23 protein-coding genes and 1 tRNA gene are annotated in these 13657 nt (G+C 38.6%); 23 read left to right on the forward strand and 1 reads right to left on the reverse strand.

Annotated features, from left to right (window positions below; all coding sequences use genetic code 11):
• The first annotated feature begins 3 nt into the window (after positions 1-3).
• The 3 genes from CLIN57ABFB40_RS08340 (at position 4) to CLIN57ABFB40_RS08350 (ending at position 2159) form a co-directional block, all read left to right on the forward strand.
• Positions 4-408 (forward strand): hypothetical protein, encoded by a 405-nt coding sequence (locus CLIN57ABFB40_RS08340; protein WP_175629657.1) that lies wholly within the window; start codon positions 4-6, stop codon positions 406-408.
• A 385-nt stretch (positions 409-793) separates the two neighbouring features.
• On the forward strand, positions 794-1327 hold the full coding sequence (locus CLIN57ABFB40_RS08345) for an ASCH domain-containing protein (RefSeq protein ID WP_175629658.1): 534 nt from the start codon (positions 794-796) through the stop codon (positions 1325-1327).
• A 394-nt stretch (positions 1328-1721) separates the two neighbouring features.
• Complete coding sequence (locus CLIN57ABFB40_RS08350) at positions 1722-2159, forward strand: hypothetical protein (RefSeq protein WP_175629659.1); 438 nt, start codon at positions 1722-1724, stop codon at positions 2157-2159.
• Positions 2160-2170: 11 nt separating this feature from the next.
• Here CLIN57ABFB40_RS08350 and CLIN57ABFB40_RS08355 read toward each other — a convergent pair whose 3' ends face one another.
• Entirely contained in the window at positions 2171-2545 is a 375-nt protein-coding gene (locus CLIN57ABFB40_RS08355) for a hypothetical protein (protein WP_175629660.1), read from the reverse strand.
• 373 nt (positions 2546-2918) lie between these two features.
• Between CLIN57ABFB40_RS08355 and CLIN57ABFB40_RS08360 the strand changes: the two genes are divergently transcribed.
• The 20 genes from CLIN57ABFB40_RS08360 (at position 2919) to CLIN57ABFB40_RS08450 (ending at position 13655) form a co-directional block, all read left to right on the forward strand.
• The gene (locus CLIN57ABFB40_RS08360) at positions 2919-3095 is read left to right on the forward strand and encodes a hypothetical protein (RefSeq protein ID WP_007759483.1); all 177 of its coding nucleotides are present in this window, start codon (positions 2919-2921) and stop codon (positions 3093-3095) included.
• A gap of 45 nt (positions 3096-3140) precedes the next feature.
• On the forward strand, positions 3141-3341 hold the full coding sequence (locus tag CLIN57ABFB40_RS08365; RefSeq protein WP_175629661.1) for a hypothetical protein: 201 nt from the start codon (positions 3141-3143) through the stop codon (positions 3339-3341).
• 41 nt (positions 3342-3382) lie between these two features.
• Positions 3383-3565 (forward strand): hypothetical protein, encoded by a 183-nt coding sequence (locus tag CLIN57ABFB40_RS08370; protein WP_175629662.1) that lies wholly within the window; start codon positions 3383-3385, stop codon positions 3563-3565.
• Between the two features lie 10 nt (positions 3566-3575).
• Positions 3576-3785 carry a hypothetical protein gene (locus CLIN57ABFB40_RS08375; protein ID WP_175629663.1) on the forward strand — a complete coding sequence of 70 codons (210 nt, stop codon included), beginning with the start codon at positions 3576-3578 and terminating at the stop codon, positions 3783-3785.
• 161 nt (positions 3786-3946) lie between these two features.
• A complete protein-coding gene (locus tag CLIN57ABFB40_RS08380; RefSeq protein WP_175629664.1) occupies positions 3947-4237 on the forward strand; it encodes a hypothetical protein in 291 nt (96 codons plus the stop codon).
• A gap of 51 nt (positions 4238-4288) precedes the next feature.
• A complete protein-coding gene (locus CLIN57ABFB40_RS08385; RefSeq protein ID WP_175629665.1) occupies positions 4289-4495 on the forward strand; it encodes a DUF3873 family protein in 207 nt (68 codons plus the stop codon).
• An 81-nt stretch (positions 4496-4576) separates the two neighbouring features.
• A tRNA-Val gene (locus CLIN57ABFB40_RS08390) sits at positions 4577-4649 on the forward strand.
• 31 nt (positions 4650-4680) lie between these two features.
• A complete protein-coding gene (locus CLIN57ABFB40_RS08395; protein ID WP_175629666.1) occupies positions 4681-5070 on the forward strand; it encodes an ASCH domain-containing protein in 390 nt (129 codons plus the stop codon).
• A gap of 72 nt (positions 5071-5142) precedes the next feature.
• Entirely contained in the window at positions 5143-5271 is a 129-nt protein-coding gene (locus CLIN57ABFB40_RS20435; RefSeq protein ID WP_255421080.1) for a hypothetical protein, read from the forward strand.
• Positions 5272-5273: 2 nt separating this feature from the next.
• Positions 5274-5948 (forward strand): phosphoadenosine phosphosulfate reductase family protein, encoded by a 675-nt coding sequence (locus CLIN57ABFB40_RS08400; protein ID WP_175629667.1) that lies wholly within the window; start codon positions 5274-5276, stop codon positions 5946-5948.
• 39 nt (positions 5949-5987) lie between these two features.
• Entirely contained in the window at positions 5988-6200 is a 213-nt protein-coding gene (locus tag CLIN57ABFB40_RS08405; RefSeq protein WP_175629668.1) for a hypothetical protein, read from the forward strand.
• Positions 6201-6700: 500 nt separating this feature from the next.
• Positions 6701-7441, forward strand: a complete 741-nt coding sequence (locus CLIN57ABFB40_RS08410) for a ParB/RepB/Spo0J family partition protein (RefSeq protein ID WP_175629669.1) — start codon at positions 6701-6703, stop codon at positions 7439-7441.
• 260 nt (positions 7442-7701) lie between these two features.
• Entirely contained in the window at positions 7702-8217 is a 516-nt protein-coding gene (locus CLIN57ABFB40_RS08415) for a hypothetical protein (protein WP_175629670.1), read from the forward strand.
• The gene (locus tag CLIN57ABFB40_RS08420) at positions 8214-9482 is read left to right on the forward strand and encodes a PBSX family phage terminase large subunit (protein ID WP_175629671.1); all 1269 of its coding nucleotides are present in this window, start codon (positions 8214-8216) and stop codon (positions 9480-9482) included. The genes CLIN57ABFB40_RS08415 and CLIN57ABFB40_RS08420 overlap by 4 nt, the downstream gene beginning before the upstream one ends.
• Before the next feature lie 11 nt (positions 9483-9493).
• Entirely contained in the window at positions 9494-10978 is a 1485-nt protein-coding gene (locus CLIN57ABFB40_RS08425; protein ID WP_175629672.1) for a phage portal protein, read from the forward strand.
• A 141-nt stretch (positions 10979-11119) separates the two neighbouring features.
• Positions 11120-11419, forward strand: a complete 300-nt coding sequence (locus CLIN57ABFB40_RS08430; RefSeq protein ID WP_175629673.1) for a type II toxin-antitoxin system HigB family toxin — start codon at positions 11120-11122, stop codon at positions 11417-11419.
• A 10-nt stretch (positions 11420-11429) separates the two neighbouring features.
• Positions 11430-11792 carry a type II toxin-antitoxin system HigA family antitoxin gene (locus tag CLIN57ABFB40_RS08435; RefSeq protein WP_175629674.1) on the forward strand — a complete coding sequence of 121 codons (363 nt, stop codon included), beginning with the start codon at positions 11430-11432 and terminating at the stop codon, positions 11790-11792.
• Between the two features lie 16 nt (positions 11793-11808).
• Complete coding sequence (locus CLIN57ABFB40_RS08440) at positions 11809-12219, forward strand: hypothetical protein (RefSeq protein WP_175629675.1); 411 nt, start codon at positions 11809-11811, stop codon at positions 12217-12219.
• A 201-nt stretch (positions 12220-12420) separates the two neighbouring features.
• Positions 12421-13065: a hypothetical protein gene (locus CLIN57ABFB40_RS08445; RefSeq protein WP_175629676.1), complete on the forward strand. Its 645-nt coding sequence runs from the start codon at positions 12421-12423 to the stop codon at positions 13063-13065.
• 2 nt (positions 13066-13067) lie between these two features.
• Positions 13068-13655 carry a head fiber protein gene (locus CLIN57ABFB40_RS08450; RefSeq protein WP_175629677.1) on the forward strand — a complete coding sequence of 196 codons (588 nt, stop codon included), beginning with the start codon at positions 13068-13070 and terminating at the stop codon, positions 13653-13655.
• Positions 13656-13657 lie beyond the last annotated feature (2 nt).

The raw sequence follows: 13657 nt of genomic DNA on the forward strand, positions 1-13657 counted from the left end.
ATCATGTTAGTAGGAACAACAAATCTTAATACGACCCTCAACCTAGCATACGTGTTGACAGATGTCGTAGAAACTCTTCTCTATGATTTGAGAAGTGAGATGGGAAAACAAGGCTATGAGTTACGTTACGATGCGAAACGCAATTTCAATACTGCTATAGCCGCCATCCGTAAATTGAAACAAGACGTGGACAAAACACAGTTCTCAACACAAGAGAACTTCGGAAACGACTCCGATTGTCTCCTAGCTTTCATACGGTTATTAGTAGACAGATGCGGAGATGATGACAAAAAGATGTTCGCATTTTATAATTACATCAAATGTCACCCTTCACAACTTGATTTAACATTATCTGATGAAAAGAGTGTGTTCGCGCATATTTTCGAAGGTGATGAGAAGCTGGATTAGTTATGAGAATACTCCTAAACATCCTCCTTCTCCTAGGAGTGAACATTTTATTTTACCTGGTAGTGTATGCGATAGCGGACTACCTGATGGATAGTATTAATTAAACCTTGCAAGTTCTTGAAGAATTATCAAGGATTGGCGGAAAACAGAAGAATAACAATTCTACTTATTGTGCCCCGGAGCATAATATCTCGCAGACTTACTGCCTGTCACTTTCTTTATTTGTCCTGGAGGAATTGTTTTATCCTTATGTGGGTGAACCCTCACCGACATACATGAAGTAATGTTAAGGCATAATGATATGCAGAATAACGCAAGTAGTAATTTGGTTCTCATATAATCTATTTTTTAATTAAACAAGTAGTAACAAAAAAAGTTTGGAACAATGAAAGCAATAACAATAAAGCAACCGTGGGCCTCATTAATCGTTCACGGTATCAAGGATATTGAGAACCGGAGTTGGCGAACAAATTTCCGTGGACGTGTCCTTATTCATTCAAGCGCAAAGGGTGATATTGCCAAGTTTGGCTGCTTACAGCCAAATCAAAGACTAAAGATTCTTAATACGCCTATGAGCCGTATAGGTTTCAACGATCTTCCTTTTGGCTCCATCATCGGTAGTGTGGAGATTGTAGACTGTGTGCAAAATCATCCATCCATTTGGGCGAATAAAGGGGTATATAATTGGGTCTTGGCTAATCCAATTCTTTTTGAAAAACTATTTGAGAACGTGAAAGGTAAGCTATCCTTTTGGGATTATTCCGGTTGCAACGAAGTAAAGATTGAGTGCCCGGAATGTGGCAGTATTGAGATGGCAGTCGAAGATTACACAACAGTTCCATTTAATACATTCATCCACAGTTGCAATAAGTGCGGGTATGTGATAATGGAGAGTGAGTGGAATAAGATTAACGAATAACAAATTTAGAAATGAGCAAATACAGTGAATACCATTACGGCTTTACCTCTACAGTAGCCCATCTGGGAGATAAGTGTGGATATGTTTTTTAGAAAGTAAAATCAATAACTATTATGGATAATTATATTGACCATAACTTGTATGCTGAATCAATGAAAAAGGCATTACGAGTAGATTTTCTTGCTAATAGCGAGGAATTGAGATTATATGCAACTTCTATCTATAACGCTTCAATATGGAGCAGAGAAGTAGACAAGAGAAATAAAGCTATTCTTAAAAGGAATAGGGTTTTAAAATAGAAAGGGAGAACCAGCGAGCACGACCAAGCTTAATTCTCCCAAATCTTACACGATTATGATGCAAATATACTATTTACTTTTTAAATAATTGTGTTATGATGAATGATTTTTCAATTATTGAGCAAATAAAATCTGTAAAAAAAAGAAAAGAGGAACTTTCAAGAATAGAACAGAATATGTCAACTCCCACCTTAACGGATAAATCACTCATTCCAGTCATTTATGAAATGTTCAAGGAGATTCTAGCAGAACAGGATTTCGCACCGATGCCGGAAAGCCCTCATCAGAGAAAGAAGTTTGTGTTCGTTATACTTTTCTTGTATTCTCCCAAGACACTAGCCGGATACCACTCTCCAAAGGGATTGAGGGATGCGATTGCAAAAGCTATCGGATTACACGATGTCACATTCATTTCCAACAATATTGAAACTGTTGCTTTTCTATCTCAAAACGATAAGTACTTCAAGAAAGATATAGAGTATCTTTACACTGAGATTATTAATCAGTTAAAAACCAAAGGGCTAATCAATTAATGAGCCGGAGTTTAGTGCTCCAGCTCATCTAAATCAATAGTAGTGACTTCGTCTTGCTCGGTTATATTAAGCTCTAACTTCATCCAAATATGCAACTTGGGGTTTTTATTATAAGGTCTAATAGCTGTAAATATAGATGAAACTGTTGGGTATTTACTTAAAACAGCTCCAAATGAGCTAATAATACACCTCATATCCGAACCGGAGTTTAGGATAATAATGTCGTTAGATTTTTTATTTCTGACAATGTAGATTTCGGTATTCCAATCCCCCTCATTAACAATTTCTATTACTTCGACTTCCGATTCTATTTCTTTGAACTTTTTGTGAATAAATTTTGATTTACCTGAATCTTTTTCACCTTGGACTAATGTAATTCGTCTCATTTATATCTCCTTTCTCATTTTAGTTTTTCGTTCTAACTCTCCTTTTCTAATTATGCAAATAGCATTCTCATAAGGTTCTTCCGTCTTTTGCCAGTAGTTCAGAAGTGACTGTCGGGCTATTCCGAGTTCTTGGCTTGTATAATTATCATACATAGCCGATGGCGAACCGAAGTATCTATGTATCCCAGTCGCCTTAATTTCCAAATGTATTACTCCTTTTGCTTCCATAATGCAAAAATACTTATTTATTAGTATATATTATAAATAATACTGCATTTTATAATTTGTTAACTCACAAATAGTATTTTATATTATAAATAATACCATCTTTGCATCATCAAAAACGAAGTAATAACAATTAAAAGATATGATTATGGCAACAAAAATGAGTGATAAGGTAAAAGGTAGTTTGATAGCTCAAATTATGAGTGAAATGAAATCAGCAGCTATATTACAAAACAAACCTTTTGATGAAGGTGTTTTCTTCGACCTCATATTTATGAGCGATAAAGAGCTATTGAAAGTTTCAAAACTTTGCGGTATTAAATAATAGTATTAACCAGCAGGGCTTTCGCCCTGCACAATATAAAAGATTATGAATACAAAAGAGATAGAAGTTGGTTTGAGATACAGAGTGTCAGGTGATTTAGCTAACGGTCACTATGCAGATGGTACACCATGTATAATACATGAAGATGTAGTAAGGGTAATCAAAAGAATTACAGAAACCCATATTATTTGCGAGTGCGGTCGTAGATTTATTATCAATGATAATCTCAAAATTGAGAGGTTCTAAGTTTAACCGGTAGCCTTCGGGCTACCACAATACACACGATTATGGCAGCATCAGTAATTAAACAAAGAACAATAGAAAAGTTCATCATGTCAGAATTTGTACAAGGCAACTTAAATACAAAAGAGCAAGTAAGTTGTATGCTTCTTCTGATTCAAAAGAAGTTGGATATGTCAGTAGAGCAAGCGAGTGACTTTATGAGAAATGTAATTGGTATTAACGCTTAAATATACGATTATGACAAAGCAAGAACTTGAAAGTAATATGACTAAAGTAGCCGGCGTGCCGGTTGAAATAACAGTCAGAGGCAAGCGCTCTTTTACTTTCTCTTTTGAGGGTAAGAATGAAACAGCAGCAAAGAAGATACAGCAATACTTTACACCTGTATCGCTTGAATACGACTACGATGAAGAATGTGATCTGACTTGTTTATATATGAACCTTTAATAATACACGATTATGACAAAAGAACAATGGATTCACCATAAGAACGTAATGTGTGAAATCAGCCTAAGTTTTCATTTTGCTTGGCTCGCCAACCCTAGCCCGTTGAGGTCAAGATTGTACGATAACCACTGTAAGATGTTTTTTTATTAGCATACACGATTATGAAAGTATATAACTCAAATAGCGTATTAGTAGCAGAAGGTTACTTAGTACCCAATCCCAATTTCATCCCTAAAGGTGAATACAAAGCAACAGAACTGGACGAATATAAACGTAGCGTTGATTTTCTAATAACGAGTTGCGGCAACAAGTATGAAGTCATCTTCAACAAGCCTGTCGTTCTCAAAGAAACACGTTCTATCAAGCGTATTGGCAGCAATGAGCGCTACGCATATCTAATTACAGAAAAAGCCTTAGAGGGCCTAAAAAAAACAATATACGCACGCTTGTGATTTTTAAGAGAAGAAAGATTGAATGTAAAATTTTAAATATATATATTAGTTATGAACTCAATAAACAAAAACGGTTGCAGCGTATGCCAACCAGGTAAAGAGAATTACACTACCTATAACACCAAACTGAAAGGCAAAAGAGTAAAGATGTACCAATACGACTTTCGTACTGAAAGTAGTGAGTTGTTTTCTTGTTGTGCGCCTACCTTAGAGGCGTGTAGAGAAAAGCGTGATAAATGGTTACAGAGCAAGAAATAACCAACATTTCACCTATTGTTGGTTTTATAGGTTGAAGATTTTTCATTATCTTTGGTTTACATAGTATCTTTGAAGTACTATCGCGGGTTAGAGCAGTGGGCAGCTCGTCACTTTGACTTGGTGAAGGTCAGCGGTTCGAATCCGTTACCCGCAACTACTTAATTATTAATTTAAAAGACACGATTATGAACATTCTAACGCTTAGTATTAAGCAAAAGTATTTCGATGAAATTTTAGCAGGTAAAAAAACTCATGAATACCGCGAAATTAGACCTACCAATGCAAAAAAGTACATAACCTACTTATGTGGTGGTAAAGAATATAAGGCTGATGAAGAATTACCTGAAGAGGGTGAGATAGAATTAAAACCTATCCAGTACGATGCCATAAAACTGCTAACTGGTGAATATAGGGGTAAACGTCCGTATATTATAGTTGAGGTGAAAGGCGCAGAAGCATCAATTCTCACAGATGATGAAGGTAACGATGTTGTTTACACCTATAAGGGTGAAGAATATCTTGCCGCTCAAATGGATTATACTTTAGGCGAAATACTAGAGAAACATATAGATTGAATTGTTTAAACCTAAAATTTGATTTGCTGAGTCGCAAGAAGAATTAACAGAGTAGCCGGACCGCGCAGAAACATGAATGGAGCAGGTGCAGGCGGTAGATTGGTTGCCAACCGTAGAGGTACGGCTAGTGCCACACAGTTAGGTTCACGTAGACAACGTTATGCTGATTTACGTGTGTCATTGGGTATGTCTGGAGGTTAACCATGAATAAGGTAGAACAAACGAACCGGTATATAGACCTCATTCGGGTAAAATCGAATGAGGCTTTACTGTTTTTATCACTCGGTAAAGACTCGCTTGTTCTGCTTGATTTAATCTATCCGAAGTTTGACCGGATTGTTTGTGTGTTTATGTACTTCGTCAAGGACTTGGAACACATAAACCGTTGGATAAACTGGACTAAAGCCAAATATCCTAAGATAGTGTTCATTCAAGTGCCACACTGGAACCTTACATACATTCTCCGTGGCGGATTGTATTGTGTCCCTAATCCAAAAGTTAAACTGTTGAAGTTGACAGATGTAGTGAAAGCTATGCAGCTCAAATACGATGTCTATTATACCTTCTTAGGCATGAAGAAAGCCGATGGCATGAATCGCAGACTTATGCTGAAGGGTTATGAAGAAAATGGATATGAGAATAACGGCATGGTTTACCCTTTGGCTGATTGGAATCAGAAAGACATTCTCGCTTACATGAGACAACATAATCTTCCAGAACCAGTGAGATACTCACTAAAAGCCAGTTCTGGAGTTGGTTTTAATCTTGATTGTATGCTTTGGATGGAAAAGAATTACCCACAGGACTTACAGAGAATTTACAAAGTGTTTCCAATGGCTGAAAGAGTGATTTGGGAACACCATAATAAACAAGATTAATAGGAGAACAACTGAGTCAAAAACAGAAGAAAAGGTAGAATGAAAAGCGCTGCTGATATTGGAGTACAGACAAACCGTTTGAGCCGTGCAGCAGATGGTAATCCTACAAGACAAGCAAGGATTAACAGTATTGGCGGTGCCATGTATCGTAACCTTAGCCGTTTGAATTATGCAAGAAACGGAAGCGTATACCAACAGTATTCAAGAGCCGCCCGTCAAGGACGTAATAGTCTAGGATTGAGTAACGGATAAATAAAAGGAGGTATTGAGTCAAAAGAATATCTAAAAGAACTGCCAGATATAATACTACAATGTTTCCCAATACCAGTGAAGCCGGAAGACAGTATGCTGTCGGAAACAGAGCAGCCAACATGATTCGTGCAAATTTGCAAAATCAGGGAAATAGCAACTTTATGAGGAATTATAATCGTATTATTCGTGCAAGAAACAATATGCTAAGTTCTTCGCGTGGGTTGAGTAATGGATAAAGAAAGGAATTTTTGAGTCAAAAAAAACAAAATAATAGGAGGAAAGCTGAGTTAGAAGAAGAACAAAAACAGCAGAAGAAATAGGAAGACAAACGATACGTGCTCTTGCTACTAATAATCAAAATGTATCACGTGGTGGCATAAATAGACAAGGTAGAATACTTCGTGCAAATGCAGGTGCATTGCTTCCGATTTATCAAAGGCAAGGAAATAGAGCCGCAGTAAATGCGATGCGTTCACGTTTGGGGTTAACTAATGGATGATATGGAATTGTCAAAGTACATAAAGAGTAAGTCGGTAGAACTTAATCGTTCTGCCATTCACTTCGCTGATTATAATCCCCGAAAACTATCCGATGAATCACGTAAGACATTGAAGCGTGGTATCAAAAAATTCGGATTGGTCGGTGGAATTGTCGTTAATAAGCGTACAGGTCTTACGGTAGTTAGCGGACATCAACGTTTAACTGTTATGGATGAATTGCAGAAGTTCCCCGATAATGACTACCGTATCCGTGTCGATGTCATAGATGTGGACGAAAAGCAGGAAAAGGAACTCAATATTCTGATGAATAACCCGAACGCTCAGGGAACATGGGATTTCAATGCTCTTGCAAGGATTGTTCCCGACATTGACTGGAAAGATGCCGGTCTGACCGATGCTGACTTGAACATGATTGGAGTTGACTACCTATTACAGACCGAAGAAGAAAACTCTATTGCGGACGCTCTGTCTGATATGATGGCGCCAGTTGCCGAGCAGAAAGAAGCTGATAAAGCCGCTAAACAGTTGGAACGTGCCGAAAAGATTGCCCACATGAAAGAGGTCAAGCAGCAGGTGAAAGAAAACGCACAGAAGCAAGCCGAGAACATGGATGCTTATGTAATGCTTTCTTTTGACACATACGAAGCAAAAGCAGCTTTCTGTGAAAGGTTCGGATATGATCCTGATATAAAATTTATAAAGGGAGAGGTCTTTGATGAACAAGTAGAAAGAATTGATTAATTTTTAGGGAGGAATGCTGAGTTAGAAAGAAAACATATAGTCAGCTATATCAACAGTCAAGACGAATAATGTACAACGCAGGAAGACAATACGGATTAGGCTCTGCAAGGCAAAGGAACATAAGAGATAAGACAAAGTCCATAATGGAAAGATACGGTGCAAGAATAGATAGTTATTTTGCAAAAAGAGGAATTGACGTGTATGGAAACAAGCTAATCTCTCACCGTGTATATATGGGTAATAATAACGGATAATTGATTATGACAAAAAGTGAATCTCAAAACAAAAAAGGTAAAGGGGGAAGAAAGCCTAAGTTTGACTATACAAGCGAAGACTTTCTTTCTCTCGTGGAATCGTATGCCAAAAAGGGATTCACAGATAAGGAGATTGCCCATGCTATTGGATTATCGCCACAAAAATTTAGCGAAAAGAAAAGTGCATACAGTGAATTAAGTGATGTCCTCTCACGTGCGCGTTGTGCGATAAATTCCCTTGTGCGCGCCAAATTTCTTGCAATGGCTCTTGGTGGCATAAAAACTAAGAATACCACAGTTCGGAAGTTACGGGATAGAGATGGCAATCTGACAGGCGAAGAAGAAGTGCAAGTTGTAGAAGGTGAACTAGCTCCCAATTTGAGTGCTCAAATGACTTGGCTATACCATTACGATGAAGATTGGAGAAAGGTTGAACGCAAACAGGATGAAGATGCAGATATCCCTACTGACATCGACCACGGTATCAACATTGATTCTTGGATTAAAGACAAGCTGAAATGATAGTACCTCAAGAAATTTACCATCCATTGTACACTGATACGGATAAATTCATTATTCTTATCACCGGCGGTCGTGGCTCTGGCAAATCCTTCAATGCTTCCACCTTCATTGAACGGTTGACTTTTGAAATGACTCCTGTGGAGAAGATAGTTCATCAGATTCTTTATACCCGTTATACGATGGTTTCTGCCGGCATGTCTATCATCCCCGAAATGATGGAGAAGATAGACTTGGACGGAACAACCAAATACTTTAAAACTACCAAGACGGATATAGTCAACAAAATGACTAAGAGCCGTATCATGTTCCGAGGTATCAAAACTTCATCAGGAAACCAAACAGCGAAACTAAAATCCATCCAGGGTATCACTACTTTCGTCTGCGATGAAGCGGAAGAGTGGACAAATGAAGAAGAATTCGACAAGATAATGCTCTCCATTCGTAAGAAGGGTATCCAGAACCGGATTATCATCATAATGAACCCTTGTGACTCTAATCACTTCATCTACAAAAAATACATTGAGAAAACTCACAAGCTGGTAGAGATTGACGGTGTGCAGGTGCAGATTTCCACTCATCCGAATGTGCTACATATCCATACAACCTACTTTGACAATTTGGAGAATCTTTCCCCAGAGTTCTTGAAAGAGGTTGAGGATATGAAAGTGAGCAATCCCGAAAAGTACGCTCATGTGGTTATCGGTCGCTGGGCTGACGTTGCGGAAGGCGCTGTATTTAAGAAGTGGGGAATTGTTGATGAGTTCCCGGCTTGGGCAAAGAAAGTAGCTATCGGGCAAGACTTCGGTTATACACATGACCCGTCCGCTTCCATCCGGTGCGGAATTGTGGATAATGCTCTATATCTAGATGAAGTGGATTACCGTACAGGACTGCTTTCCTCTGACATTATCAAGACTCTTCGTCCGTGGGGCTTGAAGGTAATTGCCGATAGTGCAGATCCACGATTGATTCAAGAGGTACATAACGGAGGCATTAGGATATATGCTGTCGAAAAAGGAGCAGGCTCTATCAATGCCGGTATTGACAAGACGCAGAGCATGGAAATATATATTACCAAACGCTCTTACAACTTGCAAAGCGAGTTCCGAAAATATGTTTGGGCAAAGGATAAGGATGGAAACTATATCAACGAGCCGGAAGACCACGACAATCACGGAATAGATGCTGCTCGTTACTATGTGCTTGGTGAGCTTCTTGGAAAGATTCAGAAGCCAAAAGATTTAACAGGAATATTCACACACTAAAATTATAGATTATGCCATTGACACTTGAAGAAATATTAGCTCTATCAGACATTGGGCAGAAAATAAATTACCTGAAGAAAGGTAGAAAGACCGAACTTCCCGACCGTTGTAAATTATGGGACGATTGGAATCCGGAACGCCATGAAATTATAGTGGATAAAGAAAAGTACCCGGACAGAAAGGTTCTTGAAAAGGAAGCGGAAAAGATCTTCGATGAAAAGACTGGCAAGACCTACGAGATTGAAGCACAATACAAGAACGAACCGGTAAACCGTATCTCTATTCCTTTGGAACAAGATATAGTGAACATTCAAACGGCTTTTACTGTCGGCACCGAACCTTCAATGGATTGCACCCCAACAGATGATGACGAGAAGAAACTGTTGGATGCTGTCAAGGCTGTATTCAAGTCCAATAAAATCAAATACCAGAACAAGAAGATTGTCCGCGCTTGGCTTTCCGAACAGGAAGTAGCCGAGTATTGGTATGTTACCGATGATGATTCATTCTGGGCGAAGTTCTGGAAGAAAGTTAAGACCACATTTGGTGGCAAGGTTAAACCTACCAAGAAACTGAAAAGCGTGTTATGGTCTCCATTCAGAGGCGATAAGCTATATCCGTTCTTCAACGATGAAGGTAAGATGATTGCTTTCTCCCGTGAGTACAAGAAAAAGCTCATGGATGATTCGGAGGTAACTTGTTTTATGACTATCACGGATAAAGCAGTCTATCAGTGGGATTTATCTAAAGGGTATGAGGAAAGGACTTCTTTCGTTCACGGATTCCCCAAACTGCCGGTTCTCTATGCCTACCGTCCTGAACCTTATTGCAAGAAGATAAAGACCTTCCGCGTCCGGTTGGAGAAACTTTTATCCAATTATGCCGATTGTATAGACTATCATTTCTTCCCTTTATTAAAGTTGATTGGTGATGTGGAAGGTTTTATGGGAAAGACCAAAGATCGGATGGTAAAACTCACAGGAGAGGGGGCAGATGCTCAATACCTAACCTGGTCACAAGTTCCGGATACTATTAAGTTCGAAGCTGAAACGCTTACTAACATGGCTTATGATATGTCAAACACTCCAAGAATATCCTTTGAAACATTAAAAGGTGTTGGCAAAGCATCAGGCACCGCTTTCCGTTTCATGTTTATGGGTGCACACATGGCGGTAGAAAATCACGGTGAGGTTATCGGTGAGTTCTTACAACGAAGAGTAAATTTCATTGTCTCCGCTTTAGGCTCTATCAATCCAACCGAGTTTAGCAAGGCATCCCAAACCATCGACATTGAAACAGATTTGGTTCCATATATGATTGATGACTTGAATGACAAAGTTGCTACTGCTGTTTCTGCCGTCAGTGGTGGAGTATGGTCCAGACGTGAGGGGATTATGTTTGCTGGAAATGCTGATAGAATTGATGAAGAGTTGAAAGAAATCGAGGAAGAACAGAGTTTGAAAAATGAAAAGGTGATTCCTGCTACAAAAGAATGACTTTTGGTTAATTGTGAATAGATAGCGGAGCTTTTCAGCTCCGCTTTTTTATTGTGCATAATTCGATATTATAAAATATTTATACTATAATAGTTTTATAATTCAAAATTATTTAGTACTTTTGTAGCAAATGAACAACGTATGAGAATAGTATCACATAAAAAGCTGAAAGATTTCTATGAAACCAAAGGTTATGAAGATTCACGCATAGCCTTAGAGCGTTGGTATGATATAGCAGAAAAAGCCGAATGGAAAAATTTGTCTGATATAAAGGTTGATTTTCTTTCTGCTGACTATGTAGGCAACCAACACTACGTTTTCAATATCAGAGGCAACAACTATCGGTTGGTTGTCGTTGTTAAGTTTACAATTGGGTACGTCTTCATTCGCTGGGTTGGTACTCATAAAGATTATAATAAAATAGATTGTTCAACCATTTAAGATATAGGATATGAATAAAGTTACGAAAGAACAATATGAATTTGCATTAGCAAGAGTAGAAGAGCTTCTACCTTTGGTTGATGATAATACACCTGCAAACGATAAGAACGCGGTGGAGCTTACTGTTATGTCTGACATTGTGATAGCTTACGAGAAGGAGCATTATCCGATAGAAAAGCCGACCGTTGCGAAATTGATAGAATTATCCCTTGAAGAAAAGGGGATGACGCAAAGGCAACTTGCTGGAGAGATTGGGGTTAGCCCTTCACGGGTGAATGATTATCTTGCCGGACGTTCGGAACCTACATTGAAAGTAGCAAGATTACTTTGCCGGGTTCTGAATATACCTCCGGCTGCTATGTTAGGATTTTAACTAAAATAATAAGATTATGATTGATGTAAACGGTTTAAGATTAGGTAATTATGTCTATAAGACTGACGACCGAACGCAACAAAAAGTTGCAAAACAAGTATTTATGATACAACCCAGTTACGTGAGTTTAGAAAAACAAAATGGAAATCCATGTGATATTCACCTAGTGGAACCTATTCCTTTGTGCCACGATCTTCTTTATAAAAATAGCTTCAATTTAATTGATAATCGGTTCTATTCGAGAAATGTGATTGATAAAATTGGAGTAGGGATAAAGTTAAATGGTGATGGAAGTCTTTTCATCGTTATGAATTCAGCACCTAATGGATATATAGAAATACCTGTTGAAGCAAAAATAAAATATTTGCATCAGCTTCAGAATCTATATTTTGACCTTACTGGCAAAGAACTTGAAGTAAACCTATAAAGAATATCGGAGCAGAATTGCAATCTGCTACTTTATAAATTCAAAATTAAGGCGTGAGGCTCCGGCTATTCACGCCTTTTTCATTTCATTTTCCAACAATAACCCAATTGTTGTTTTTCATCCATTCAATTATTTTCTCTCCTCTTTTATCCTCCTTACTTTTATACCACGAATTTTAAATAACAATTTAATTCATACGGTATGAATATTCAAGAACTTATCTTAGCAGGACTGCAACAAAAATTCACTGGGGTGGACACTGCTATCTTAACCCGAATCGCCACTAAAAAGGCAGAGGGTGTAACGGACGAGACAAAAGTAAACTCCATCGTAGAGGGTATCAGCTTTTCGGACGTGCTTAATTCCTACGGTGACTTCCGTGCCGGGGATGCTTCAAAAACGGCAGTTACTAACTACGAGAAGAAGCATAACCTTAAAGACGGTAAGCCAGTCGAAACTACCACTACTACCACAACCATCAAAACGGAAGAAAATAAAGACGATGTGCCTGCATGGGCGCAAGCTTTAATTGATTCCAACAAGAACCTTTCTGATAAGCTAACACAGTTTGAAACGGAGAAGGCTCAAGCAACACGTAGCCAGCAGATTCTTGCCAAGGCAAAGGAGTATGGTATTCCCGAAAATTACGCCAAGAGGTGCGCCATCAAGGACGATGAGGACTTGGATGCCTATTTCAAGGACTTGAAACAAGAGTTCGCAAATGACGGCTTCAAAGGTGTTACACCTCCCGAATCAGCAGAAACAAAGATTGAGAAAGAAGCTGAATCTATCGCCAAGATGATTGACGAGGGAACGAAAACTATTGTTGAACAAAACAAGAATTAATTATGTCAGCAGGATTTAAGTATGACTTGGTTCCGCCTGTTGAGCAAGAGGAACACTACGATGTACAAACAGGCATCCGTAGACGCGGACCGTTCAAGCTCGACAAGACGAACCTTGTAGTGGGAAGTTTCCTTCCCGGATTTACACCGATTTATGCAGACTTGAAAAACAAGTTTGCTTATGCGGTTATCAATGTGAGAGTTATCGAAGCATACACTTCTGGTACAAGTATCAAAATTGCCAAGAACTCTTTGGCTTATGTGGGAATGTTCATTGGTAATGGTACTAAAGGTGCGGAAGTGACAGCCATCGACAAGGCTAATAAAGATTACGATGTCTTAACTATCAAGGCTACTTTTGGTGAGAATATCGCCAAAGATGCCGTACTATTCAATGCGGTTGCAGTTGATGGTTTGAAGCAGAAGCACGTGGCGAATTCGGCTCTGTACAACCGTACAAAGGTTGAGGATGGAATCACACTGGTTTCATTGCTCCGCACAGCCGCAGAAATTGAACCTTCAAAATTGGTTATGCCGTTCTCAGAAAACGATAAAGCCAACATGAAGGGATGGTTTGAATTTAATGAGTAAGG

This window comes from Bacteroides acidifaciens, assembly GCF_903181435.1.
In the GTDB taxonomy this organism is placed as follows: domain Bacteria; phylum Bacteroidota; class Bacteroidia; order Bacteroidales; family Bacteroidaceae; genus Bacteroides.